The sequence below is a fragment of the Streptomyces sp. C36 genome (genome assembly GCF_040932295.1).
Lineage (GTDB): Bacteria > Actinomycetota > Actinomycetes > Streptomycetales > Streptomycetaceae > Streptomyces > Streptomyces triculaminicus.
In genome coordinates, this window is the sequence record NZ_JBFQGI010000003.1 from 1 (window position 1) to 25818 (window position 25818).

The 25818-nt window shown below is 73.6% G+C and carries 20 protein-coding genes; 15 read left to right on the top strand and 5 right to left on the bottom strand.

Annotation, left to right across the window (positions count from 1 at the left end; genetic code table 11):
• The 5 genes from AB4K12_RS09945 to AB4K12_RS09965 all read left to right on the top strand — a co-directional run.
• Window positions 1-1365 (top strand): ATP-binding cassette domain-containing protein (locus AB4K12_RS09945; protein ID WP_368433862.1); only part of this gene is annotated, 1365 nt, incomplete at its 5' end.
• Between the two features lie 34 nt (window positions 1366-1399).
• Window positions 1400-2059: a histidine phosphatase family protein gene (locus AB4K12_RS09950; RefSeq protein ID WP_368433863.1), complete on the top strand. Its 660-nt coding sequence runs from the start codon at window positions 1400-1402 to the stop codon at window positions 2057-2059.
• 11 nt (window positions 2060-2070) lie between these two features.
• Window positions 2071-2964, top strand: coding sequence for an ADP-ribosylglycohydrolase family protein (locus tag AB4K12_RS09955; RefSeq protein WP_368433864.1), 894 nt, complete (start codon window positions 2071-2073; stop codon window positions 2962-2964).
• A gap of 77 nt (window positions 2965-3041) precedes the next feature.
• Window positions 3042-3743 carry a ribonuclease HII gene (locus tag AB4K12_RS09960; protein WP_368433865.1) on the top strand — a complete coding sequence of 234 codons (702 nt, stop codon included), beginning with the start codon at window positions 3042-3044 and terminating at the stop codon, window positions 3741-3743.
• A gap of 59 nt (window positions 3744-3802) precedes the next feature.
• A complete protein-coding gene (locus tag AB4K12_RS09965) occupies window positions 3803-4378 on the top strand; it encodes a hypothetical protein (protein ID WP_368433866.1) in 576 nt (191 codons plus the stop codon).
• 61 nt (window positions 4379-4439) lie between these two features.
• Here AB4K12_RS09965 and AB4K12_RS09970 read toward each other — a convergent pair whose 3' ends face one another.
• Together AB4K12_RS09970 and AB4K12_RS09975 are read right to left on the bottom strand one after the other, a co-directional pair.
• Window positions 4440-5018 (bottom strand): hypothetical protein, encoded by a 579-nt coding sequence (locus AB4K12_RS09970; protein ID WP_368433867.1) that lies wholly within the window; start codon window positions 5016-5018, stop codon window positions 4440-4442.
• Between the two features lie 223 nt (window positions 5019-5241).
• The gene (locus AB4K12_RS09975; protein ID WP_368433868.1) at window positions 5242-7407 is read right to left on the bottom strand and encodes a RecQ family ATP-dependent DNA helicase; all 2166 of its coding nucleotides are present in this window, start codon (window positions 7405-7407) and stop codon (window positions 5242-5244) included.
• Window positions 7408-7566: 159 nt separating this feature from the next.
• Here AB4K12_RS09975 and AB4K12_RS09980 point away from each other — a divergent pair, with 159 nt between their 5' ends.
• The 7 genes from AB4K12_RS09980 to AB4K12_RS10010 all read left to right on the top strand — a co-directional run bounded on the left by AB4K12_RS09980 (window position 7567) and on the right by AB4K12_RS10010 (window position 18187).
• Window positions 7567-9108 (top strand): DUF4192 domain-containing protein, encoded by a 1542-nt coding sequence (locus tag AB4K12_RS09980; RefSeq protein ID WP_368433869.1) that lies wholly within the window; start codon window positions 7567-7569, stop codon window positions 9106-9108.
• Between the two features lie 110 nt (window positions 9109-9218).
• A complete protein-coding gene (locus tag AB4K12_RS09985) occupies window positions 9219-11255 on the top strand; it encodes a glycogen debranching N-terminal domain-containing protein (RefSeq protein ID WP_368433870.1) in 2037 nt (678 codons plus the stop codon).
• 89 nt (window positions 11256-11344) lie between these two features.
• A complete protein-coding gene (locus AB4K12_RS09990) occupies window positions 11345-12106 on the top strand; it encodes an NUDIX domain-containing protein (protein WP_368433871.1) in 762 nt (253 codons plus the stop codon).
• Window positions 12107-12258: 152 nt separating this feature from the next.
• Window positions 12259-14037 carry an ATP-binding cassette domain-containing protein gene (locus AB4K12_RS09995; protein WP_368434425.1) on the top strand — a complete coding sequence of 593 codons (1779 nt, stop codon included), beginning with the start codon at window positions 12259-12261 and terminating at the stop codon, window positions 14035-14037.
• Window positions 14038-14212: 175 nt separating this feature from the next.
• Window positions 14213-15151: a FadR/GntR family transcriptional regulator gene (locus tag AB4K12_RS10000; RefSeq protein ID WP_362259902.1), complete on the top strand. Its 939-nt coding sequence runs from the start codon at window positions 14213-14215 to the stop codon at window positions 15149-15151.
• Between the two features lie 386 nt (window positions 15152-15537).
• Window positions 15538-17097, top strand: coding sequence for an RNA polymerase sigma factor (locus AB4K12_RS10005; RefSeq protein ID WP_179198785.1), 1560 nt, complete (start codon window positions 15538-15540; stop codon window positions 17095-17097).
• A 151-nt stretch (window positions 17098-17248) separates the two neighbouring features.
• On the top strand, window positions 17249-18187 hold the full coding sequence (locus AB4K12_RS10010; protein ID WP_368433872.1) for a serine protease: 939 nt from the start codon (window positions 17249-17251) through the stop codon (window positions 18185-18187).
• Between the two features lie 151 nt (window positions 18188-18338).
• Here the strand turns inward: AB4K12_RS10010 and AB4K12_RS10015 are convergent, their stop codons facing one another.
• On the bottom strand, window positions 18339-18569 hold the full coding sequence (locus AB4K12_RS10015) for a hypothetical protein (RefSeq protein ID WP_071961820.1): 231 nt from the start codon (window positions 18567-18569) through the stop codon (window positions 18339-18341).
• A 433-nt stretch (window positions 18570-19002) separates the two neighbouring features.
• On the opposite strand from AB4K12_RS10015, the gene AB4K12_RS10020 reads away from it, so the two are divergent.
• From AB4K12_RS10020 to AB4K12_RS10030, 3 genes are all read left to right on the top strand, one after another.
• Window positions 19003-21123: a type IIA DNA topoisomerase subunit B gene (locus AB4K12_RS10020; RefSeq protein WP_368433873.1), complete on the top strand. Its 2121-nt coding sequence runs from the start codon at window positions 19003-19005 to the stop codon at window positions 21121-21123.
• A gap of 209 nt (window positions 21124-21332) precedes the next feature.
• Window positions 21333-21842 carry a DUF485 domain-containing protein gene (locus AB4K12_RS10025; RefSeq protein WP_368433874.1) on the top strand — a complete coding sequence of 170 codons (510 nt, stop codon included), beginning with the start codon at window positions 21333-21335 and terminating at the stop codon, window positions 21840-21842.
• Window positions 21839-23434 carry a cation acetate symporter gene (locus AB4K12_RS10030; protein ID WP_368433875.1) on the top strand — a complete coding sequence of 532 codons (1596 nt, stop codon included), beginning with the start codon at window positions 21839-21841 and terminating at the stop codon, window positions 23432-23434. Before AB4K12_RS10025 ends, AB4K12_RS10030 begins: the two co-directional genes overlap by 4 nt.
• 31 nt (window positions 23435-23465) lie before the next feature.
• On the opposite strand, the gene AB4K12_RS10035 is transcribed toward AB4K12_RS10030, so the two are convergent.
• Both AB4K12_RS10035 and AB4K12_RS10040 read right to left on the bottom strand, forming a co-directional pair.
• A complete protein-coding gene (locus tag AB4K12_RS10035) occupies window positions 23466-24146 on the bottom strand; it encodes a response regulator (protein ID WP_362259912.1) in 681 nt (226 codons plus the stop codon).
• Entirely contained in the window at window positions 24143-25774 is a 1632-nt protein-coding gene (locus tag AB4K12_RS10040) for an ATP-binding protein (RefSeq protein WP_368433876.1), read from the bottom strand. The genes AB4K12_RS10035 and AB4K12_RS10040 overlap by 4 nt, the downstream gene beginning before the upstream one ends.
• Window positions 25775-25818 lie beyond the last annotated feature (44 nt).

The following is a 25818-nucleotide window of genomic DNA, read 5'->3' on the forward strand; positions in this document are numbered from 1 at the left end:
ATGGAGAGCAGACTGCGGGAGCTCGAAGCCGATCTCGAGGCCGATCTCGAGGCCGGTCTCGGTGTCGGCGGTCCGGAGGCTCTCGCCGAGTACGGGGAGGTCCTCACCGCCTTCGAGGCCCGTGGCGGGTACGAGGCCGACGCCCGGGTCGACAAGGCCCTGCACGGACTGGGCGTCGCCCACATCGCGCGCGACCGGCGGCTGGGGAGCCTGTCGGGCGGAGAACAGGCCCGGCTGGGCCTCGCCTGTCTCCTCGCCGCGGCGCCCGAGGTCATGCTCCTGGACGAGCCCACCAACCATCTTGACGACGCGGCGCTGACCTGGCTCGAGGACAGCCTCCGGGCGCATTCCGGCACGGTCGTGGCGGTCTCCCACGACCGGGTCTTCCTCGAACGCGTCGCCACCGCCGTGATCGAGGTGGACGCCGACCGGCGCACGCTCGTCCGCTACGGCGGGGGCTGCACCGGGTACGTGGCCGAGCGCGCCGCCGCCCGGGGCCGGTGGGAGCAGGCCTACGAACGCTGGTGCGCCGAGACACGGGCGCTCGTCGAGACGGCCGAGACCACGGCCCGCGACGTCGCCGTGGGCCGCGCCATCAAGGACGGCAACAAGATGGCCTACGACCGCGACCGGGGCCGCGTGCAGTCCTCCGTCTCCAGCCGCGTGCGCAACGCGCGCGAGCGCCTGCGCAGACTGCGGGAGGAGCCGGTGCCCCGCCCGCCGGAGCCCCTGCGGTTCGCCGCCCGGCCCGAGGCCGGCGCCGCCGAAGGGGACCTGGTCACGCTCGAGGGGATACGCGTCGGCGACCGGCTGGCGGTCGACGCGCTCACTGTCCGCGCCGGTGAGCGACTGCTGGTCCATGGCACCAACGGCGCGGGGAAGACGACGCTGCTGCGGCTGATGGCCGGCGCCGGCCGGCCCGACAGTGGCACCGTTCACCGCCGAGGACGCATCGGATACCTCGCCCAGGAGATACCCGTGGACCGGCCGTCGGAGCGCCTGGCCGACGCCTTCCGGCGCGGACTGCCGGGCGACGCCGAGGAGCAGCGGGAGCTGCTGCTGTCCTACGGCCTCTTCCGGGAGCGCGACCTGCACGTGCCCGTCGGCTCCCTCTCGGTCGGACAGCGGCGCCGCCTCGGCCTCGCCCGGCTGCTCGCCCGCCCGGCGGATCTGCTGCTCCTCGACGAGCCCACGAACCACCTGGCCCTCGGCCTGGTCGAGGAGCTCGAGCAGGCTCTGGCCGCGTGGCCGGGCGCCGTGGTGATCGTCTCCCACGACAGGGCCCTGAGCAGGCGTTTCGTCGGCGGCCGGTGCGAGATCCGCGACGGCCGGGCGCTGATCACGCCCGCGGGGTCGGGGGCGTGAGGCGCCCGACCTCCGTTCGAATTAGGGTGGCGGCATGTCACGGCCCCGGCGCATCGTCCTCATTCGGCACGGAGAGTCGGAGGGAAACGTCGACGACACGGTGTACGAACGGGAGCCGGACCACGCCCTGAGCCTGACGGAGGCCGGCCGCAAGCAGGCCGAGGAGGCGGGAGTCCGGCTGCGGGAGCTCTTCGGGGACGAGGAGGTCTCCGTCTACGTCTCGCCGTACCGGCGCGCCCACCAGACCCTCCAGGCGCTGGCGCTCGACCCGCGCCGCATCCGGGTCCGCGAGGAGCCGCGACTGCGCGAGCAGGACTGGGGAAACTGGCAGGACCGCGACGACGTCCGCCGCCAGAAGGCCTACCGCGACGCCTACGGCCACTTCTTCTACCGCTTCGCCCAGGGCGAGTCGGGTGCCGATGTGTACGACCGGGTGGGTGCTTTCCTGGAGAGCCTGTGGCGCAGCTTCGACGACCCCGGCCATCCGCCGAACGTTCTCCTGGTCACCCACGGCCTCACCATGCGGCTGTTCTGCATGAGGTGGCTGCACTGGAGCGTCGCCGAGTTCGAGTCGCTGTCGAACCCCGGCAACGCCGAGACACGGATGCTGGTGCTCGGGTCGGACGGCCGCTATCACCTTGACCGGCCGTTCGAGCGCTGGTGCACCCCTGAATCGTATGGCTTCACCGGTTAGAGTTCGCTGCGATGACCGCTGACCGATTCCACCGAGCCCTCGCGAGTCTGCGAGGGCTGGCCGTGGGTGACGCCCTCGGCTCCCAGTTCTTCGTCCCCGCCAACTATCCGTCGCTCAAGCGCCACGAGCTGCCGCCGGCCCCGTGGTGCTGGACCGACGACACCGAGATGGCCTGCTCCGTGCTGGCCGTCCTCGCCGAGCACGGCCGCATCGACCAGGACGCCCTCGCGCGGTCCTTCGCCGAGCGCCACGACTTCGACCGCGGCTACGGTCCGGCGGTCAACCGGATGCTGCGCCTGGTCAGGGAGGGCGGCGACTGGCGTGAGCTGGCCGCCGGGCTCTTCAAGGGGCAGGGGTCCTGGGGCAACGGCGCCGCCATGCGCATCGCCCCGCTGGGCGCCTGGTACGCGGACGACCCCGAGCAGGCGACGCACCAGGCCGAGATCTCCGCCTACACCACCCACCAGCACCGCGAGGCCGTTGCCGGGACCATGGCGGTGGCCGCGGCGGCGGCCATCGCGGGAGACCCCTCCCGGACCGTCGCCCCCGAGGCGCTGCTGGACGGCGTGATCGCGCTGGTGCCCCGCAGCGCGGTTCATGCCGGGCTGCGCCGCGCCCGCGACATGCTCGACTACGCGGACGTCACCACGGTGGCCGCCGTGCTGGGCTGCGGGCGCCGTACCAGCGCCCATGACACGGTGCCGTTCGCGCTGTGGGCGGCGGCCCGCCATCTCGGCTCGTTCGAGAAGGCGTTCTGGACGACGGCGCGGGCCGGCGGTGACGTGGACACCACGTCCGCCATCGCCTGCGGCGTGGTCGCCGCCGCGGAACGGGGCGCTCCGCCGGAGAGCTGGCTGCGCGACACCGAGGCGCTTCCCTCCTGGTTGCCCGACGGCCCGCGCTGACCGGAGGGCGGCCGGGGAACGAGGAGTGGGGGCGGGGCGGGACAGCCCGGCGCCAGGGGCGTAACCTTACTGGCGCCATGCCCTACCAACCGCCTACCCACAGCGTCGAGCGCTCTCTCCGAGCGACGACCGGAGCAAAGATCGTCGCCGGTGTGGACGAGGTCGGCCGAGGGGCCTGGGCCGGTCCGGTCACCGTGTGCGCCGCCGTCACCGGCCTCCGTCGCCCGCCGGAGGGTCTCACCGACTCCAAGCTGCTGACCCTCAAGCGACGCACCGCTCTCGCCGCGACCCTGGAGAGCTGGGTCACCGCCTACGCCCTCGGCGAAGCCTCGCCGGGGGAGATCGACGAGCTGGGCATGACGGCGGCGCTGAGGCTGGCCGCTACCCGTGCGCTGGAGGCCCTGCCCGTGCGGCCCGACGCGGTGATCCTCGACGGCAAGCACGACTACCTCGGTGATCCCTGGAGGGTCCGTACGGTCATCAAGGGCGACCAGTCCTGTGTGGCCGTCGCGGCGGCCTCCGTGATCGCCAAGGTCCGGCGCGACGCGATGATGGCGGAACTGGGTGCGGTCCACGCGGATTTCGCATTCGGGGACAACGCCGGATACCCCTCCCCGGTGCACCGCGCCGCGCTGGAGGAACTGGGCCCGACCCCGCACCACCGGTTGTCCTGGGCCTATTTGGACGCGCTGCCGAAGTGGCAGCATCTCAAGAGGGTGCGCATCACCCCCGACAACATGGCTTTGGAGGCCGGTGGCCAGCTCGGCTTCGACTTCTGAGTGGCCCAAAACGCCACCCGCCGACGCGACTCGCACCGGCGTTTGATAAATATCGACTCATGCCTCTCATCCCCGAGGAGCCTCAGATTCACGAGAGTGTCCCGGGTCCCCGCGCAGTTCCGGCCCCCGGCCGCACCGCGCCGACCCCCCGCCCTGTTCCTGGTCCCCGCCCGGCCCCCCGGCCCGGTCCCGGCCCCCGTGGCCCGGTGCCGGCCCCGCCCCGGCCCGCCCCGCGCGCGGCGGAGCCCACCCCGCAGATCCAGCTGATACCCGCGTCCGTCGACGGTGCCCTGGACGCCGCGGACGAGGCCGTCGACCTGCTGCTCGACACCGGCCGGGCGCCCAGCGAGGTGCTGGTGCTCACGACTGGCGACCCCCACCCGTGGGCGGCGCACGAGCTGTCCTTCGGCGAAGCGTCCTACTGGGCGCAGCACGACGCCGGCGACGACGTCTTCTACGCGGCCGCCGACGCGGAGCGGGCCTGCCCGCGCCCGGTCGTGGTCGTGGCCGTCAACGGCGGCACGGACGCCGAGGTGGCCGACGCGCTGCCCGCGGCGATGTCCCGCGCCGGCGCGCTGCTGATCGTCTGCGGCGACCCCCAGCGGGTCAACACCCTCCTGGCCGCAGGCGTCTGACGAGTGGTTCCGGTGGCCGGCCGTCCCGTACGGGGCCGGTCGGCCACCGTGTCCCGTCCCGTCACCGTGCGGCCGCGCGGCGGTACGCCTCGCTCACCCCGCCGCCGGAACCGGTGCGCGGGGAGTGGCGAACGGGCGAGCGCGGCTGACGCCCGCTGCGACCCTCGCCGAGGATCCGCCAGCCGGCGGCGGTGAGGGTGATGTACGCGCCGCAGCGCAGCCCGTGCAGGGTGCAGGCGTCACGCAGTCCCCACATCCAGGCGCCGTCCTCCTCGGTCCAATGGGCCTCGCCCTCGCGGCAGTAGAGCAGGACGGTCGTGCGGACCGGAGACCGTCTGCGCAGGTCGTGCGGGATGACCCGGCGGAGCTGGGAGAGAAGCGCGTTGCGCAGCTCCCAGCCGTCGGCGGATCCGGCCCGGCGGACGAAGGAGGCACTCGCCGCGAGTCGTTCGTCCGGATGGAGGACCGCGACGACCGCCGTGGACGGCGCCGGCAGGTGACGGTCGCACAGGCCGGTGACGAGCTCGCGCGGATTACACAGCGGCGGAATGCCGGACGCGGCCCATTCGGCGGGTTCGAGCAGCCTGCCGAGAGGGGAAGCGGAATCGGCGGACAGCGGTGGGGCGAAGCCGAGGGCCATGATTCTCCCTTCGTCTGCACGCCCACGGCGCTGGGCTGGAGGTCAGGCGGGGCGTGTGCCGCGATGACGGTCCCGGCGGGCCGGCGACGGGCGTGAGCGGGGAGCCGCTTCGATTCTCCCGGCACCACCGCCCCTGCGGCAACGATCGATTGGCGCCACTGACCGGTATCCGACGGTCACTCCTCCGCATTCCGCCCCGGCCTCGGGCACACCCCGCCCCATCTCACCCCTGTACGGCCAGGACCAGCGGAAACACCTCCGGCGCACCACAGCGTCGCAGCATGCGGGCGGCCACCGCGAGCGTCCAGCCGGTGTCGGCCAGATCGTCCACCAGCAGCACCGGCCCGTTGGCCGAGGCCAGCGCTTGCGCGAGGGCGGGAGGAACGGTCAGGGCTCCGTCCAACGCCCTCAGACGCTGGGCGCTGTTGCTGCGCGGCACACGAGTGTCGGCATCCCAGTCCCCGTACTCGACGGTGCCCAGGAGCGGCATGCGGCCGACCGAGGCGATGCGTTCGCCGAGGGAGCGGATCAGCCGTGGCCGGGTGCGGGAGGCGATGGTGACGACGCCCACCGGGCGGGCCGGCGCGTCGGGCGCTCCCGAAGCCCAACCGCCGGGCCCGCGAGCCCAGTCGGCGAGCACGGTCACCACGGCGTCCGCGACGTCATCCGGAATCTCCGCATCCGGTGCCTGCGGTGCCAGCAGGGGCCGCAGCCGGTTGCCCCAGCCGATGTCCGACAGCCGCCCGAGCGCCCGGCCGGGAGCGGCCTGTTCGCCGGCGGGAATGCGGCCCTTGAGATCCACGCCCACCGCGGGCATACCGGTCGGCCACATCCGCCGCGGCTCCACCTCCACGCCCGGACGGCCCAGCTCTCCCCGGGAGGCGTCCAGCGACCCGGAGGACACCTCGGCGGTGAACCGGGGCGCCGCGCAGTTGTCGCACCGCCCGCAGGGAACCGCCTGCTCGTCGTCCAGCTGCCGCCGCAGGAACTCCATACGGCATCGCGTGGTCGTGGCGTACTCGCGCATCGCCTGCTGCTCGGCCTCACGCTGCCGGGCGACCCAGGCGTACCGCTCGGCGTCGTAGACCCACGGCGCGCCCGTCGCCGTCCAGCCGCCGCGCACCCGGTGCACCGCGCCGTCGACGTCGAGGACCTTGAGCATGGTCTCCAGGCGCGAGCGGCGCAGCTCCACCTGCGGCTCCAGGGCGGGCAGGGACAGGGGCCGGTCCGCGGCGGCCAGCACGTCCAGCGTGCGGCGGACCTGCTCCTCCGGCGGGAAGGCCAGCGAGGCGAAGTACTTCCAGATCGCCTCGTCCTCGCGGCCCGGCAGCAGCAGCACCTCGGCATGCCGCACGCCACGTCCCGCCCGGCCCACCTGCTGGTAGTAGGCGATGGGGGAGGAGGGCGAGCCGAGGTGGACCACGAAACCGAGGTCCGGCTTGTCGAAGCCCATGCCCAGCGCGGACGTCGCCACGAGCGCCTTGACCCGGTTGCCGAGGAGGTCCTCCTCGGCCTGCTGCCGGTCGGCGTTCTCCGTCTTGCCGGTGTACGGGGCCACGACGTGCCCGCGCCGGCGCAGGAACGCCGTGACCTCCTCGGCCGCAGCGACGGTCAGGGTGTAGATGATTCCGGAGCCCGGCAGGTCGTCCAGATGGTCGGCGAGCCAGGCCAGCCGGTGGGCGGCGTCGGGCAGGCTCAGCACGCTCAGGCTGAGGCTCTCCCGGTCCAGCGGCCCACGCAGGACCAGCGCCTGCTCCGCTCCCTCGCCCGTCCCCAGCTGCTCGGCGACGTCGGCCGTGACACGCGCGTTGGCCGTGGCGGTCGTGGCGAGCACGGGCACGCCCGGCGGCAGGTCGGCCAGCATCGTGCGCAGCCGGCGGTAGTCGGGCCGGAAATCATGGCCCCAGTCGGAGATGCAGTGCGCCTCGTCGACGACCAGGAGACCGGTGGCGGCGGCCAGCTTGGGCAGGACCTGGTCGCGGAAGTCGGGGTTGTTGAGCCGCTCGGGGCTCACCAGCAGCACGTCGACCTCGCCCGCGGCGACCTCGGCCTGGACCGTGTCCCACTCCTCGGTGTTGGAGGAGTTGATCGTGCGCGCGTGGATGCCCGCGCGCGCGGCCGCCTCCACCTGGTTGCGCATGAGCGCGAGGAGCGGGGAGATGATCACCGTGGGACCGCTGCCGCGCTCGCGCAGCAGCGCGGTGGCGACGAAGTACACCGCCGACTTGCCCCAGCCGGTGCGCTGGACGACCAGCGCCCGGCGCCGGTCGGCGACGAGGGCCTCGATCGCGCGCCACTGGTCCTCGCGCAGCTTCGCCGTGCCCGTGGTGTCCCCGACGAGACGGGCGAGGACGTGGTCCGCCGAGGTGCGGAGGGCTTCGTTGGTCATGCCCCCATGCAACACGAGGGCACTGACAAAGCGCGAATGGGCGGCCGCGACCTGTGGAAAACCCGGGAGGCGACGTCATCCACAGGATCGATCGGATCATCATTCCGGAGTTATCCACAGGCCTGGCGGGCCCGGCCGGATCCACGGGACTCTCGGGCCATGACACAGCGCGATGAATCAGCCCGTCCGTCCGTCTCGCCCGCCGCCCCGTCCCCTGCCTGGGACGCCAGGCCCGAAACGCAGATCACCCTCCGCAGCCCGGGCGAACTGGCCGACGCCCTGCCCTACCTGATGGGTTTTCATCCCACCGACAGCGTGGTCCTGCTGGCGCTGCACGGCGAACGCGGCCGCTTCGGCGGCCGCCTCAGGCTCGGCATTCCGCGCAACAGCGAGGAGTGGCCCGAGGTCAGCGACCAGCTCGCCGAGACCCTCGTCGCCGGGTGCGTCAAGCGGGGCGCCCGCCCCGACGGCATCGTCCTGTTCCTGTGCCAGGACCCCAGGACGGGGGAGAGCGGGCACGAGGTGATGGAGCGCCTTCGTCCGCTCGCCCAGAGCCTGCGCCTGGCCTGCGGAGGGCTCGACGTGCCCGTGTACGAAGCGCTGTGCCTGTCCGACGGCCGGTTCTGGTCCTACTGCTGCCCCGATGAGCGCTGCTGCCCGGCTGAGGGCACCCTTCTAGCCCTTCCCGGCACCTCGGTGATGGCGGCGGCCGCCGCCTACGCGGGGATCCAGGTGCGCGGGACGCTGCGTGAGATGGAGGCCCGGTACGCCCCGCTCGAGGGCGACCGCGGCCGGGAGCAGGAGTCCGCCCTCGACGCCGCGGCCGCCGACCTCGTTCCCCGGATTCTGAGCGGCACGGGCGGCGAGATGCTGCGCCGCGAGACGCTGGACCTCGCGGACCTGATCGTGGAACGGTTCCGCGCGGCGCCGCCGCTCGCCGCGCCGCCGGAGGCCGATGCCCGGGACGACGGGCTCCTCGCCTGCGACGAGGCGGCCGCGATCATCCTCGGCCTGCAGGACCGCGTCACCCGTGACCGGGCGGCGGAATGGATGGAGGGGCCGCGGGCCGCGGCGGTGCTGCGCCTCTGGCGGGCCCTCGCCCGGCGCTGCGTGCCGCCGTACACCGAGCACGCGGCCGCGCCGCTCACCCTCGCCGGCTGGGTGGCGTGGTCCATGGGAGACCACCCTGATGCGCGGGTCGCCCTGAGCCAGGCACTGACCGCCGACCCCGAATACCTCTTCGCACAGCTCCTGCACCGCGCCTGCAACGACGGCATGGACCCGGAGCCCCTGCGCCGTTGCCTGCGCGGCGAGCGCCGCGGACGCGCCGAGCCCCCGGCCGCCGCCACTGGGACGGACACAGGGACGGACACAGGGACGGACACAGGGACGGACACGGGGACGGAAACCAGGACGGACGCCGCGGCGATCACCCGTGGGACGGAGGGAGCCGACGAGCCGGGTGTGGTCCGGGACACCATCCGGGATGGCGACCTGGATGGCGTGCCGGGCGGCATCCCGCAGGAGGTGGGCCCGGTCGGCCCGGACCCCGTCGTTCCCGCCGCAGGGGCCGCCTCCCCCGGGCCGGGCGGCCCCGCCCGGCCCGGGGGCCCGAGCGCGCCGGCCGGAGTGAAGGGGCCCGCCGGGAAGGCGCGTACGCGCCGCCGCGCCGGGCAGCGGGGCGTGCGGGGACGGCAATGAGCCGACTCCGGGCCGACCGCCGTGACCTCGCCCGGGCCGCCGACGTTCACCTGAGTGGCCCTCACTCGTTGTCGGTCGTCCAGGTCCGCGACGCGCAAGGGAGCAGACAGATGCGAGGCATCGCCCCCCACGGTCCTCCGCTCAGCCGCCCCGTCCCGCCGCAGCGCACCGCCCCCGGCCGGCCCCAGGGACCGCGGCCCGTGCACGAGGCGCTGATCTGCGTCGCACTGCCCGCTCTCGCGATCTCCGGTGCCCAGGGGCAGCTCACCGGGGGAGGGCTGGACGGCTTCTACCGGGGTGGACGCAGGCTGCTCGCCCGGTGCCGGGTGCGGGTGGGCGGGATCGAGCCGGTGCCCGTGCAGGGCCGGATGCTCGCGGCGGACCGGGCCCGCTTCGTCGGCACGGTGCGGACCGCCGCCGATGCCGGACCCGATCCGGCCGTCACCGTCGAACGACTGCGCGAGGCCGCGGGCGTCGAGCGCATCACCCTGCGCAGCGCGGCGGTCCGGGAGCTCCGGCTCGTGCTCGAGGTGTCCCTGGGCACCGACCTCGCCGAGCTGGGCGCCGTCGCCGCCGGGCAGGCCGGGCCGGAGATCCCGGCCGCCGTGCACGGCTCCGGACTGCGCTGGTCGGCGCCCGGACTGCGGGCGGTGGTCAGCGCGGAGCCCGCGCCCGGGGACGTTCTGGCCTCGGCCGGCCTGCTCTGCTGGGAGATGGACCTGCCGCCCGGCGGCTCCCGGAGCATCGAGCTGCGGGTCCGGGCCGAGCGGCCCGGCAGGCCGCGCGGGCCCGAGCCCGCCCAGGGCGGGGGCGTCGCGCCGCCCTGGGGGGACGCCGAGGCCGACGGGGACGACCCCCGGTCCGCCGCCCTGCTGGCGGCGAGCCTCGAGGACCTGCGGGCGCTGCTGGTGCGCGACCCCGCCCACCCGGGCGAGGTGCATCTCGCCGGGGGCATCCCCTGGCGCTGCGGGCACCTCGCGCCCGCCGAGGCGCTGTGGGCGGCCCGTATGACGCTCCCCCTGGGCGTGCGGCTGGCCGCCGGGACGCTGCGCGCGCTGGCCCGTACGCAGATGCCCGGGCCCGGCCCCGACCGTGGGCTGATTCCCGGCGCGCTGCGTCACTCGGGAGCCCATCTGCCGCCCGGTTGCACGGGGGTGGAGGCGACGCTGCTCTTCCCCGTGGTGCTGGCCGAGGCCCGGCGGTGGGGGCTACCGGAGCAGGAGACCCGCTCGCTGCTTCCCGCGGCCGAGCGATGCCTGGACTGGCTGAGCACGGCTGTCGGGGACGGGGAGTACCTGCCGGACCCGGCCCCGGCGGGCCCGTACCGCTGCGAGGTCCAGGCCCATGCCCACCGGGCCGCCCTGCTCGGCGCGGACCTCCTCGAGGCGTACGGGCGGCCCGGCGTGGAGGGCCTGCGGGAGTGGGCGAGCGCCCTGCGACGCCGTTTCCGGGAGGACTTCTGGGTCGACGACATGGCCGGCGGCCGCCCCTTGGCCGCCCTCGCCCCCGACGGCCGACGGATACCGCACCTGGGATCCGCCGCCGCGCACCTGCTGGACACCGGCCTGCTCGGGGCGGGGGGCCACGCCCCGGGGCTGCTCGACGCGGTCCGCACCGAGCAGCTCGCCCGGCTGTTCGGTGGCCCCGCCCTCGACTCCGGCTGGGGCCTGCGCAGTCTGGGGGCGAAGGAGCCGGGCCACAATCCGTTCGGGCACCGCAGCGGGGCCGTCCGGGTTCACGAGACGGCCGTCGCGGTGGCCGGTCTCTTCGCCGCCGGCTACGAGAACGAGGCCCAGGGCCTGTTGCGGGGAGTGCTCGACGCCGCCGAGACCTTCGGCCACCGGCTGCCGGAGATGTACGCGGGGGAGCAGCGCACCGCCGGCAGCGCTCCGTTGCCGCATCCGGCGGCCTGCCGGCCGGCCGCCGTCGCGGCGGCGGGCGCGGTGCAGCTGCTGACGTCGCTGGCCGGCATACGCCCGGACGTGCCCGCCGGCAGCGTGGCCGTACGGCCGCCGCGCAGCGCCCCGCTCGGCGAGTTGCGGCTGACGGGTCTGCGCGTCGCCGACCAGCCGTTCGCCGTACGCGTCAGCAGGCTGGGGCTGGGCATGGTCGAGGAGGCCGCCGACGGCCTGCAGTTGGGGGTGTGAGCGTCGTGCGGGCCCGGCTGCCCGGCGAGGGGCTGACGGGTGTCGGACAAGCACCTGTTTATCGTCAGGCAGACGACTATGATCGCGTCATGCCCTACGACCCGTCGGCCTTCCCGCCCTTCGCTGTCACCGTCGACCTGGTCGTGCTCACCGTGCGGCGCCACGCGTTGTGCGCGCTGGTCGTTCGCCGTGGTGAGCCGCCGTACCAGGGCCGTTGGGCCCTGCCCGGCGGATTCGTACGGGGCGACGAGGACCTGGCGACCGCGGCGGCGCGTGAGCTCGCCGAGGAGACGGGCCTGCAGGCGCACGACCCGGTCGGCCCGGTGGTGGCCGGTGGCGCGCACCTCGAACAGCTCGCCACCTATGGCGACCCCAAGCGTGATCCCCGGATGCGGGTGGTCAGCGTCGCCCACCTGGCGCTCGCGCCGGACCTGCCCGCCCCGCGCCCCGGCGGCGACGCGCGCAGCGTGCGCTGGGCGCCCGTGGAGGACCTGCTGGACCAGGAGGCTGGGTACGGCCGCGACGGAGAGCCGGAGGACCCGCTGGCCTTCGACCACGCCCGCATCCTCGCGGACGGGGTGGAGCGGGCCCGCTCCAAGATCGAGTACTCCTCGCTCGCCACCGCCTTCTGCCCGCCGGAGTTCACCGTCGGCGAGCTGCGCCGGGTCTACGAAGCGGTGTGGGGCGTGGCCTTGGACCCCCGGAACTTCCATCGCAAGGTCACCGGCACCCCGGGCTTCCTGGTTCCCACCGGCGGCACCACGACACGCCAGGGCGGCCGCCCCGCGCAGCTCTTCCGGGCGGGCGGCGCCACGCTCCTCAACCCGCCCATGCTGCGGCCCGAGGCGTAGCGGACCGAGGCCTGGCGGCCCGGGCGGGGTCACGGGGCTCGTTCACGCGTCGGGCGGGACACGCGTGAGGGAAGAGACCTACGTTGCGTAGCAAATAGGACATATCGGGTTACGGTGCTGCGGTACGGTCCCGCCGTCCCGTGAGTGAAGCCATGATCCAGGCCATCGGACTCACCAGCGTCCCCCGCCGCAACCAGCCCCCCGCCGTCGACGACCTCACCTTCGAGGCGCGCCCGGGGCGCGTCACCGCCCTGCTCGGCGCGCCCGGAGCGGGCAAGACCGCCGCCCTGCGCCTGATGCTGAGGCTCGACCCGGGCCGCGGCGTCACGCTCTACCGCGGCCGCGCCCTCGACCGGATTCCCCACCCCACCCGCGAGATCGGCGTCCTCCTCGGCAACGTCCCGGGTCACCCCGCCCGTACCGCCCGCGGCCATCTCCGCATGCTCAGCGCCGCCTCCGGCGTCCCCGCCGAACGCGCCGACGAGGTGCTCGACGTCGTCGGCCTCAGCGGCCTCGCCGACCAGCGTCTCGGCGACTTCTCGCTCGGCATGGACCGCCGCCTCGGCATCGCGGCGGCCCTTCTCGGCGACCCGCACACGCTCGTGCTCGACGAGCCCGCCCGCGACCTCTCGCCCCGCGAGACGGCCTGGCTGCACGGGCTGCTGCGCGGCTACGCGGCCCAGGGCGGCGCCGTCCTCGTCAGCTCCGGCGACCCCATCGAAGCGGCCCGCCTGGCCGACCAGGTCGTCACCATCGACCAGGGCCGCCTGATCGCCGACCAGGAGGCCGCGGCGTTCGCGGGTTCCCGGCTGCGGCCGCGCGTCGCCGTCCAGTCGCCCCTGGCCAACCGGCTCGCCCATGTGCTCGCCTCCGAGGCCGACACGGCGCAGGAGAAGGTGGGCGCGCCCCCCGTGGAGGTGGTGCACGAGGGCGGCAGCCGGATCTGCGTCTACGGCAGCAGCTGCGCCGCCGTGGGGGAGACCGCCTATCGCCACGGCATCCTGGTGCACCGCCTGGTGGAGGAGGTCGCCGACACCGGGCCTGTGACCCCGCTCGAGCGCGCCGACGGCCGGGGCGAGGCTCCCGGCTCCGAGGCCGCCTCCGGAGCCGCCTCCGAGGTCGCGGCGGGAGCCCCCGCCCGCCCGCAGCCGCCCCTCCCGGCCCCCGGTCCCGCCTGGCCCCTGCGCTACGAACTGCGCCGCGCCACGGGCGTCCGCACCGGCTGGACGGTGGCCGTGCTGGCCCTCACCGCCTCCCTGCTCGCCTCCGTGCTCCTCGCGCGCACCGGCGCCGCCGCCGATCTGCGCCTGCTCACCGGCTGGCCCTCGTGGCTGCCCCTGCCGCCGGCCGCCTTCGGCGCGGGGCTGCTCGGGGCGCTCGCCTTCGGCCAGGAGTTCCGCTATCCCGCGCTCGCGCCCGACCAGGGCTCCGTGCCCCGCAGGCTGGGCCTCCTCGGGGCCAAGCTCGCCGTCACGGCCGCCGTCGCCCTTCTCCTCGCCCTCGCGGCCGTCGCCCTCGACGCGGCGGTGCTCCGGCTGCTCTTCGGCGGATCCGTCGTCCTTCGGCCCGCGGGCTGGGGCACGATGCTCGCCGGGTGGGCCGGGCTCACCCTGGGCTGCGCCTGGGCCGGCCTGCTCGCCGCGGGCCTGTTCCGGTCCACCGCCCTGGGGGTGGTGGCGGTGCTGGCGGTGCCGACGGTGGTGGTGCCCGTGCTGGGCGGCGTGCTCTCCCAGCCGGCCGCCCGGTCGCTGATCGGGCTTCCGGAGCGGTTGCGGTCGGCCGCCGTGGTGCAGTGGCCGGCCGGACTGGACCAGGGCGTCTCGGCGGCGCTGCGGCTGATGTCCCAGCCGATCGGCTGGGCGCTCGCCCTGTGCCTGACGGGTCTGCTCGGGGCCTATGTCCTGACGGTCTTCCGTGGCCGCCCGAGGTGATGGCTGTGCTATTGCGCCATGCCGGACGCGAGGGAACGCAGAGTGACAATCAGCCTGGAGGGGGAGCGGGGGAAAACCCGATACCGTCACGCTCCGCAGTTGTCCGGCCCCGTAGGGTGCCCTTTTCTGTCCGTTTGGGCGTCAATTGTGAGGTAATGGGCGATCACCCTTTCGTGTGCTTTTCACCAAAGACCTCAAGGGGCCTGGAGGTGTCGCCGACAAAGGAAGCGTGAGTACCCTTGCGCACACCATGATGACCGCGGCTCGTCCCGCCGACTCCGGCCTCGCCGGTCCGGGCGAGCTAGACCGCTACTCCTACGCGGAGGCCTCCGGGGCCGACCGCGGTGCCGTGCCCGCCTGGGACGGCGACACGGAGCTGAGCCGGGCCGGCCGCCGCGCCGCCGGCAGCCGGGGCCGAGGGCTGCACGGCCAGCTCGTGCAGCAGCTGGGCCAGATGATCGTCTCCGGCGACCTGGGGGCCGACCGTCCGCTGGTCCCCGAGGAGATCGGGCAGCGCTTCGAGGTCTCCCGCACCGTCGTCCGTGAATCCCTGCGCGTCCTCGAGGCCAAGGGCCTGGTCAGCGCCCGCCCCAACGTCGGCACCCGGGTCCGTCCGGTCAGCGACTGGAACCTCCTCGACCCGGACATCATCGAATGGCGGGCCTTCGGGCCGCAGCGCGAAGACCAGCGCCGTGAGCTGTGCGAGCTGCGCTGGACGATCGAGCCGCTGGCCGCCCGGCTCGCCGCCGGTCACGGCCGCGAGGACGTCCAGCAGCGGCTCGCCGACATGGCCGAGATCATGGGCCACGCCCTCGCTCAGGGCGACTCGCTCACCTTCGCGCGCGCCGACGCCGAGTTCCACTCCCTGCTGCTGCAGGTCGCGGGCAACCGCATGCTGGAGCACCTGTCCGGCATCGTCTCCGCCGCCCTGCACGTCTCCGGGGCCTCGGCCGGCGGCTGCGACCGCCCCACCGAGGCGGGCGTCGGTCAGCATCTGCGGATCGTCGACGCCGTCGGGGCCGGTGACGGCACCGGGGCGGAGGCGGCCATGCGGCAGCTGCTCGTGTCCCACCCCGAGGTCGAGCGAGTGGTGCCCGCCCCGCGCGAGCACTGAGCGCGGGCGGGTCGCAGGACACCGGGGCGGTTCGTGCGGGACCGCTCGTCCGGCGCGCGCGTGCGGCCGTACGCGCGAGCCGGACGGGCCGTTCCGCACGGCCGTGCGTGACGGCCGTATCGGCGATCTGTCCACATCCGTGGCCTTCGCTCCGTTATGCGGTGTGACTCGGGCCACGGGGATTGGGCGTAACGCTCCTTGAGGCAGCGCGATGACTAAAGAGGTGGTAGCCGCGGAGGGAATACAGGTCTCGCTCGAGACGCTGTGTTGCTCTGCACTATCGCCCGCGCCGTCGGTTCATCCATTGCCGGCGGTCGTCGGAGCCGGTCGCCCGTTCACAGGGCTCCGGGTCCGGAAGCCGTTTCCATCGTTCCGAGAGGTTGTTCGTGTCGGCCAGCACATCCCGTACGCTCCCGCCGGAGATCGCCGAATCCGAGTCTCTGATGGCGCTCATCGAGCAGGGAAAGGCCGAGGGGCAGATCGCCGGCGACGACGTGCGTCGGGCCTTCGAGGCTGACCAGATTCCGCCAACCCAGTGGAAGAACGTTCTGCGCAGCCTCAACCAGGTCCTCGACGAGGAGGGTGTGACGCTGATGGTCAGTGCCGCAGAGGCGCCCAAGCGCACCCGCAAGAGCGTCGCAGCGAAGAGCCCGGCGAAGCGCACCGCCACCAAGGCCGTCTCCTCCAAGACGGTCACGTCGCGGCAGTCGTCTTCCTCGGCGTCCACCGCGTCCTCGGCATCCGCCTCGGGTGCGTACGACGAGGCCGACGAGGCCGTGGCGCCCGCCAAGAAGACCGCGGCCAAGAAGGCCGTGGCGAAGAAGGCGGTGGCCAAGAAGACCACCGCGAAGAAGACGGCGGCCAAGAAGACCGCCGCCAAGAAGGACTCCGACGAGCTTCTCGACGACGAGCTCCTCGACGAGACCCCCACCCCGGGCAAGGGTGAGGACGAGGACGAGAGCGGCGAGACCAAGGGCTTCGTCCTGTCCGACGAGGACGAGGACGACGCTCCCGCGCAGCAGGTCGCGGTCGCCGGTGCCACCGCCGACCCGGTCAAGGACTACCTGAAGCAGATCGGCAAGGTCCCCCTGCTCAACGCCGAGCAGGAGGTCGAGCTCGCCAAGCGCATCGAGGCCGGTCTGTTCGCCGAGGACAAGCTGGCGAACTCCGACAAGCTCGCCCCGAAGCTCAAGCGCGAGCTGGAGATCATCGCCGAGGACGGCCGGCGCGCCAAGAACCACCTGCTGGAGGCCAACCTCCGTCTGGTGGTCTCCCTGGCCAAGCGCTACACCGGTCGCGGCATGCTCTTCCTGGACCTCATCCAGGAGGGCAACCTCGGTCTGATCCGCGCCGTGGAGAAGTTCGACTACACCAAGGGCTACAAGTTCTCCACGTACGCCACCTGGTGGATCCGCCAGGCGATCACGCGCGCGATGGCCGACCAGGCCCGCACCATCCGTATCCCGGTGCACATGGTCGAGGTCATCAACAAGCTCGCGCGTGTCCAGCGTCAGATGCTCCAGGACCTGGGCCGCGAGCCCACCCCGGAGGAGCTGGCCAAGGAGCTCGACATGACCCCGGAGAAGGTCATCGAGGTCCAGAAGTACGGCCGCGAGCCGATCTCCCTGCACACCCCGCTGGGCGAGGACGGCGACAGCGAGTTCGGTGACCTCATCGAGGACTCCGAGGCCGTCGTTCCGGCCGACGCGGTCAGCTTCACGCTGCTGCAGGAGCAGCTGCACTCCGTCCTGGACACGCTCAGCGAGCGTGAGGCCGGCGTGGTCTCCATGCGCTTCGGTCTCACCGACGGTCAGCCGAAGACCCTCGACGAGATCGGCAAGGTCTACGGCGTGACGCGTGAGCGCATCCGTCAGATCGAGTCCAAGACGATGTCCAAGCTGCGTCACCCGTCGCGCTCGCAGGTCCTGCGCGACTACCTGGACTGATCCGGCACGGCCCGGACTCGTCCGGCAGACCGGTTCACCGGGCCCGGTTCCTCCTTCGGAGGGGCCGGGCCCGGCGGCTTTCCGGATGCGCTCACGGACACGAGGTGTGACGCTGGGTAGGCTCAGCACTCCACTGCGTGGGGAGATCCGTATGCGCGCCCTGAGGTACCTGCTCGTCGGAGCGGTCGTGCTGCTGCTCGCGGCACCCGCCTCGATGGGAGCGAGGGACCACAAGGTCGTGGGGGGCGTGGCCGTGAAGGTGTCCGACGTGCCCTGGATGGTGGCCCTGGGGAGCCGGGAGCGCTTCGGGGACGTACGGTCCGGCCAGTTCTGCGGCGCGGTCGTGGTGGGGCCCAGGACGATCGTGACGGCGGCCCACTGCCTGAGCCGGGAGGTCCTGGGCGTGGACGCGGCCGAGGCCAAGGACCTCCGGGTGATCGCCGGGCGCGCCGACATGCACGGCTCCGGGGGCGTGGAGGTGCCGCTGCGGTCCTCGTGGGTGAACCCGGAGTTCAACATGGAGACCAACGCCGGCGATGTGGCCGTCCTCACTCTGGCGGAGCAACTGCCGGGCAGCCGTCCGCTGGGCCTGGCGCGGCAGGGCGACCCGGCCTACGAGCCGGGCACCGCGGCGGGGGTCTACGGCTGGGGCGACACGACCGGCAGCGGCTCCTACTCGCAGACGCTGCGGGCCGCGCGCGTGCTCGTGCTGGAGGACGCGCTGTGCCGCAAGGCCTACCCGGGCGGCCCGGAGGGCACGTACAGCCCGGAGACGATGCTCTGCGCGGGACTGCGGGGCGGCGGCCGCGACGGGTGCCAGGGGGACAGCGGAGGCCCTCTGGTGGCCCGGGGACGGCTGGTGGGCCTGGTGTCCTGGGGGAGCGGCTGCGCTCAGCCGGGCCATCCAGGGGTCTATACGCGCATCTCCGCCGTCGCGGCTCTGGTCCGGGCCCACAGTGCCGAAGCCCTGCCCGAGAACGTCCCTCCGGCGAAACCGCCGCCTCCGGCGGCCCCGGCCGCCTCGCCGCCCGCGCCGCAGACCGTTCCCGCGCCGTCACCGGTGCCGCGCCCGGGCCGGGTGGCGCGGTGAGAGCGGCGACCGCTCCCGTGACGCCGGTGGCCGGAGGCGGGTACGAGAGCGGGCGGCCTCCCCCTCGGGGGGAGCCGCCCGCGGCTGTCCCGCCCTGGGTGGCGGGACCTCGCTCGTCGTGGATGCGATGGGTCGGCGTACGACCGGGGACTCAGCGGTCCTCGTCGGACGCGGACGCCGGGACGGCCGTGAGCCGCTCCGTCTCGTCCTGTATTTCCGCGGCGATCTTCTTGAGTTCTGGCTCGAACTTGCGACCGTGGTGGGCGCAGAAGAGCAGTTCACCGCCGCTCATGAGAACGACGCGCAGGTAAGCCTGAGCGCCGCACCGGTCGCAGCGGTCTGCGGCCGTCAGCGGGCTCGCGGGGGTCAGAACAGTAGTCACGTCGCCTCTTCTCTAGCTCGACGAGCTGTCGTACCAGGGTCAACATCCAACCAGGCCGAAAACGTTCCCGCTCGTGGCTTTTCCTCGAAAGTTCCTTCCGAGTCGGGCCGGATCTTGACGTTTGGCGGCGAATGAGCCGTATTGCGTGGGCTTACGGTTTCACGTCGCTGGGGGCTGTAGTCCTCCCGGCCGGCTTGCCGGGTTGTTCTTGAGGACGTGCCCGGAGCCTAAATGGTTCATGCCTCGAAGGGAACGTGATGTGCATGTCACTCCATCGAGGTATCGAACATCTGATCGATGCTCGATTAGCATGGTTGTTCTCAAGGGTCGCGGCACAAAGGCTCTACCAGGCCTCGGTACCCTCTGAACGGCGAACGAGCCACCCATGTGCCCGCACTCGGGCCAGACAGAAATTCAGCGAGGAGCGAACCGCGTGACCGCCGATACGTCCGTGCCGTCCACCGCATTGCTGACCGGGGCAGACCGGGACGGATCCAACTACACCGCGCGGCACCTGCTCGTCCTCGAGGGACTCGAAGCCGTCCGCAAGCGGCCGGGCATGTACATCGGCTCGACCGACAGCCGTGGCCTGATGCACTGCCTCTGGGAGATCATCGACAACTCCGTCGACGAGGCCCTCGGCGGCTACTGCGACCACATCGAGGTGATCCTCCACGACGACGGTTCGGTGGAGGTGCGGGACAACGGCCGCGGCATCCCCGTGGACGTGGAGCCCAAGACCGGGCTGTCGGGCGTCGAGGTCGTGATGACCAAGCTGCACGCCGGCGGCAAGTTCGGCGGCGGCTCGTACGCCGCCTCCGGCGGTCTGCACGGCGTCGGCGCCTCCGTCGTCAACGCCCTCTCCGCGCGCCTGGACGTCGAGGTCGACCGCAACAGCCGGACCCACGCGATCAGCTTCCGCCGGGGCGTCCCCGGCATCTTCACCGAGTCCGGCCCCGACGCCCCCTTCGACCCCGCGAACGGGCTGCTCAAGGGCAAGAAGGTGCCCAAGACCCGCACCGGCACCCGGGTGCGCTACTGGGCCGACCGCCAGATCTTCCTCAAGGACGCCAAGCTCTCGCTGGAGACCCTCTACGGACGGGCCCGGCAGACCGCCTTCCTGGTGCCGGGGCTGACGATCGTCGTCCGCGACGAGCGGGGCATCGACGGCGCCGAGGCCACCGAGGAGACCTTCCGCTACGACGGGGGCATCAGCGAGTTCTGCGAGTACCTCGCCCAGGACAAGGCCGTCTGCGACGTGCTGCGGCTCTCCGGGCAGGGCACCTTCAAGGAGACCGTCCCGGTCCTCGACGACCGCGGCCACATGACGCCCACCGAGGTCACCCGTGAGCTCGGCGTGGACATCGCGCTGCGCTGGGGCACCGGCTACGACGCCTCGGTGAAGTCCTTCGTCAACATCATCGCCACCCCCAAGGGCGGCACTCACGTGGCCGGATTCGAACGGTCGATCACCAAGACCGTCAACGAGGCGCTGCGCTCGTCCAAGCTGCTGCGGGTCGCCGAGGACGACGTCGTCAAGGACGACGCCATGGAGGGGCTCACCGCGGTCGTGACCGTACGGCTCGCCGAGCCGCAGTTCGAGGGCCAGACCAAGGAGGTCCTGGGCACCTCGGCGGCCTCCCGGATCGTGGCCAATGTGGTGGCCAAGGAGCTCAAGGCGTTCCTGACGTCCACCAAGCGGGACGCGAAGCAGCAGGCCAGGGCCGTGCTGGAGAAGGTCGTCGCGGCTGCGCGGACGCGCATCGCCGCCCGCCAGCACAAGGAGGCCCAGCGCCGGAAGACCGCGCTCGAGTCCTCCTCGCTGCCGGCCAAGCTCGCCGACTGCCGCAGCGACGACGTCGAGCGCAGCGAGCTGTTCATCGTCGAGGGCGACTCGGCGCTGGGCACCGCGAAGCTGGCGCGGAACTCCGAATTCCAGGCGCTGCTGCCCATCCGCGGCAAGATCCTCAATGTCCAGAAGTCGTCGGTCTCGGACATGCTCAAGAACGCCGAGTGCGGCGCGATCATCCAGGTGATAGGGGCCGGGTCCGGCCGGACCTTCGACATCGACGCCGCGCGCTACGGCAAGGTGATCTTCCTCGCCGACGCCGACGTCGACGGCGCCCACATCCGCTGTCTGCTGCTCACGCTCTTCCAGCGCTACATGCGGCCGATGGTGGAGGAGGGCCGGGTCTTCTCGGCGGTGCCCCCGCTGCACCGGGTGGAGCTCACCCGCCCCAAGAAGGGGCAGGACAAGTACATCTACACCTACTCCGACAGCGAGCTGCGCCAGACGCTGCTGGAGCTGGGGCGCAAGAACATTCCGTACAAGGAGGGCATCCAGCGCTACAAGGGTCTCGGCGAGATGGACGCCGACCAGCTCGCGGAGACCACGATGGACCCCCGCCACCGCACCCTGCGCCGGATCAACATCAGCGACCTGGAGGCCGCCGAGCGCGCCTTCGACCTGCTGATGGGCAACGAGGTCGCCCCGCGCAAGGAGTTCATCACCAACTCGGCCGCCACCCTGGACCGCTCCCGCATCGACGCCTGACGGCGCTCCGGCCCCGGGCCGCGCGGAACGCCCCCGCGCGGGGCGTCGCGCGGCGGCCCGGGGCCGTCGACCGCTCCCGGGAGCGGATCCGGCCGGATTCGGCCATCACCTGATGGAGTGAACGTCCCCCTGGGAACGGGGCCGGATCTCTCCGGTCTGTCCATCCTTGGGCACGCGGCCAACCGGGTCGGCGACCGAGGAGAGCTGAAGTGGACGAGAGCGACGGGCGCGCTGCCGTAACGGTTCGTCAAAAGGGCGGCCGCCGGGCCGGGACGCCGGGGGAGACCGTCCGGCGGGCGGCGGCCCCGCCGCAGGCCGCGCCCGTGCGCGACGCCGCGGGCATCTACCACGAGGTCCACCGCAGCCCCGCCTTCCGCGAAGTGCGGCGCCGCTACCGCCGGTTCGCCTTCCCCGCGACCGCCGCCTTCCTCGGCTGGTACCTGGCCTATGTGCTGGCGGCGACCCTGGCGCCGGGCCTGATGGCCCGTCCCGTGGCCGGCGCGGTCAATGTGGCGATGGTGGCCGGGCTCGCCCAGTTCGCCTCCACCTTCCTGCTGACCTGGGCGTACGCCCGCCACGCGAGGCTGCGCCGGGATCCGGCCGCCATGGAGCTGCGCTGGGCGGTCACGCTGGGGACGCTGCCCGCCGCCCGGCCGGAGCCGCTCGCGCTCCCGGCGGCGCCCCGGGCGGCCGCGCGGGGGCGGGACGGCCTGCGATGACCGGCACCCACCAGAGCACGGCGCTCGTGCTCTTCGGCGTCTTCGTGGTCGTCACCCTGGCCATCGCCACCTGGGCCGGGCGTGAACGCCGGGGCTCGGCCGAGGAGTTCTACGCGGGCGGCCGGCTGTTCTCCCCCCTGGAGAACGGTTTCGCCATCGCCGGTGACTACATGTCGGCCGCCTCCTTCCTCGGGATCTCCGGCCTCATCGCCCTCTACGGCTACGACGGCATGCTCTACTCCGTCGGCTTCCTCGTGGCCTGGCTGGTCGTGCTCTTCCTCGTCGCCGAACTCGTCCGCAACTGCGGCCGGTTCACCCTCGCCGACGTCCTCGTCGCCCGGCTGCGCGAGCGGCCGGTCCGTATCGCCTCGGGCGTCTCCTCCGTCACCGTCTCCGTGCTCTACCTCGTCGCCCAGATGGTCGGCGCGGGCAGCCTGGTGGCCCTGCTGCTGGGCGGCACCGGAGACCGGGCGCGCGGCTGGACCGTCGTCGGCGTCGGGGCGCTGATGGTCCTCTACGTCACGCTCGGCGGGATGCGGGCCACCACCTGGATCCAGATCGTCAAGGCCGTGCTGCTCATGGGTGGCACGATCACCCTGACCGTGCTCGTGCTGGTCCGCTTCCACGGCGACCTCTCGGCCCTGCTGACCACCGCCGCCGACCGCAGCGGCCACGGCCGCGACTTCCTGGCACCCGGCCTGAAGTACGGCCGCGACCTCACCTCCCGGCTGGACTTCGTCAGCCTCGGCCTCGCCCTCGTCCTGGGCACCGCGGGGCTGCCGCACATCCTCGCGCGCTTCTACACCGTGCCGACCGCCCGTGCCGCCCGCCGCTCGGCGGTCTGGGCCATCGGCCTCATCGGCGGCTTCTACCTGATGACCATCGTGCTCGGCTTCGGCGCGGCCGCCGTGCTGGGCGGCGACGCCGTGCGGGCCGCCGGCTCCGCCGGCAACACGGCCGTCCCGCTGCTCTCCCTCGACCTGGGCGGTGGCGCCGGGTCCACCGGAGGAACGATCCTCTTCGCCGTGGTCGCGGCCGTGGCCTTCGCCACCATCCTAGCCGTCGTCGCCGGAGTCACCCTCGCCTCCTCCGCCTCGGTGGCCCACGACCTCTACGCCTCGCTGAGCCGCCGCGGCGCGCGCGGGCCGCACGGCGAGGTGGCGGTCGCCCGCCTCGCCGCGGCCGGCACCGGAGCGGTCGCCATCGGGCTCGGGCTCCTCGCGCAGCACCTCAACGTCGCCTTCCTGGTGGGACTCGCCTTCGCCGTCGCGGCCTCCGCGAACCTCCCCGTGCTGCTGTACACGCTCTTCTGGCGGCGGTTCACCACGCGCGGCGCGGTCTGGTCGGTCTACGGCGGGCTGGTCCCGGCCGTGCTCCTCGTCGTCCTGTCGCCGGTGGTCTCCGGAGCACCCGGCGCGATCTTCCCCGGCCTGGACTTCGCGCTCTTCCCGCTGGAGAACCCCGGCCTGGTCTCCGTCCCCGCCGGTTTCCTCGCCGGCTGGCTCGGCACGCGGCTCTCGCCCCGCCCCGCCGACCCGGCGGCCCACGCGGAGACCGAGGTCCGGGCGCTGACCGGCGCCGGAGCCGCCTGACGCCCCTCGCGGCGGGCCCCCGGGTCAGGACTCAGCGCCCGGCCGCCCAGGCGTAGCGGTGCTCGGGCCGGCCCGTCTCGCCGTACCGCAGCGTCAGGCTGAGCCTGCCCGACTCCTCCAGCCGCTTGAGGTAGCGCTGGGCGGTGGAGCGGCTCAGTCCGGAGCGCTCCGCCACCTCGTGCGCGGACAGCGGCCGCGCCGCGTCCGCGAGCACCCGGCGTATCAGGTCGGCGGTCGGCGCGGAGTGCCCCTTGGGCAGGGGAGCGGTCGTCGAGGCGGTGCGCAGGGCCCCGAAGATCCGGTCGACCTGGTCCTGCCCCGCCTCGCCGGCGCCGTCGAGCGTCCGGCGCAGTCGCGCGTACGCCTCCAGCTTCACCCGCAGCCCCGGGAAGGCGAACGGCTTCACCAGGTACTGCAGCGCGCCGTAGCGCATCGCCGTCTGCACGGTGGTGACGTCCCGGGCGGCGGTGACCATGATGACGTCGGTGTGATGGCCCAGCTGCCGGACGCGGCGCATCAGCGACAGCCCCGTCTCGTCCGGCAGGTAGTGGTCGAGCAGCATCAGGTCGATGCCGCCGCCCTCGAGCGCCTCGAGGGCCTGCGCGGCGTTGTGGGCCGTCGCCCGGACGCGGAAGCCCGGAACCCTGCCGACGTACGCCGCGTTGATCTCGGCGACGCGGAAGTCGTCGTCCACGACCAGGACCTCGATCACCGGTTCACTCCTTCGGGTACGCGCGTATCCTCCGCCGGCCGCGGCCGCAGCGCCTCCGGCAGCTCCACCGTGAACACCGCCCCGCCGCCGTGCCGTTCACCCACCCGCGCCGAGCCGCCGTACCGCTCGGCCAGCCGCCGTACGAGCGCGAGGCCGAGCCCCCGGGGGCGGTGGGGCGCCGCCTCCTTGGTGGACCAGCCGTCGGCGAACACCAACTCCCTCGACCCGGCCGGCACCCCCGGCCCGTTGTCCGAGACCGTCAGCACGACCGTGCCGCCCACCGCCCGCAACTCCACCTCCACGAAACCCTCCGTACGCCGCCGCCCGGCCACCGCGTCCAGCGCGTTGTCCACGAGATTGCCCAGCACCGTGACCAGGTCCCGGGGATCGACCACGCGCTCCGGCAGCCGCGTCCTCGCGCTGACGCGCAGGGCCACGCCGCGCTCCGCCGCGACCGCCCCCTTGCCCACCAGCAGGGCGCTGACCAGCGGCTCGCGCACCCGCTCGGTGACCTGCTCGGCGGTGGTGCGGTGCGCCCCGGTCACCTCCGCCACGAACTCGGCGGCCTCGTCGTACAGCTCCAGCTCCAGCAGCCCGAGCACCGTGTGCATCCGGTTGGCGTGCTCGTGGTCCTGGGCGCGCAGCGCCTCGGTCAGGCCCCGGGTGCCGTCGAGCTCCCGGCCGAGCTGCTCCAGCTCCGTACGGTCGCGCAGCGTGGCGACGGCGCCGCCGCCGGTGGTGGTCATGCGGTTGACGACCAGGACGCGCCCGTCGCGGACGGTGAGCAGGTCCGTGCCGCTCACGCGCCCCGCCAGGACGTCGGCGGTCCGGCCCGGCGGCAGGACCGCGTCGAGCGGCCGGCCGATGGCGTCCGGGCCCAGCCCGAGCAGGCGCTGCGCCTCATCGTTGACCAGGCGCAGCCCGCCCCGCCGGTCGAGGGCGACCACGCCCTCGCGGATGCCGTGCAGGATGGCCTCGCGCTCCTGCAGGAGCGAGGAGATCTCGGACAGCTCGATGCCGTGGGTGCGCTTGCGCAGCCGCCAGGAGACGGCGAACGCGGCGAGCGCGCCGACGCCGAGCGCGGCGCCCGCGTACACGAGGATGCCGGGCAGGGCGTGCAGCAGGACGTCGCGGACGTCGTCGTAGGCGATGCCGACGGAGACCGCGCCGACGATGGCGCCCTCGGTGTCGCGCAGCGGCACCTTGCCGCGCGCCGACCGGCCGAGGGTGCCGTTCTCGATGCCCGTCCACTCGCGGCCGGCCAGGGCCGGGCCCGGGTCGGTGCTGACGTGCCGGCCGATCGCGGACGGGGTGGTGTGGGAGAAGCGGATGCCCCGGGTGTCGACCACGACGACGTAACTGGCGTCCGTGGCCAGGCGGATGCGTTCCGCGGCGGCCTGGACCGGTCCGTCGGGGTCCGGCCGGCCCGCCAGCAGGGCCCGGGCGATGCCGGGCTGCGCGGCGGTCGCCTCGGCGATGGCCAGGGCCCGGTGCTCGGCCTGCTGGTCGAGCTGGGCGCCGAGCGGCGCCAGGAAGAGCCCGGCGGTGAGCGCGGTGACGCCGGTGGTGATCAGGAGCTGGACCGACAGGACCTGCGCGAAGACGCGACGGGGCCACCGGGGGCGCATACGGGTGCCTTTCGTCTTCCGATGTGCGGGCCGTCGAGGGACGT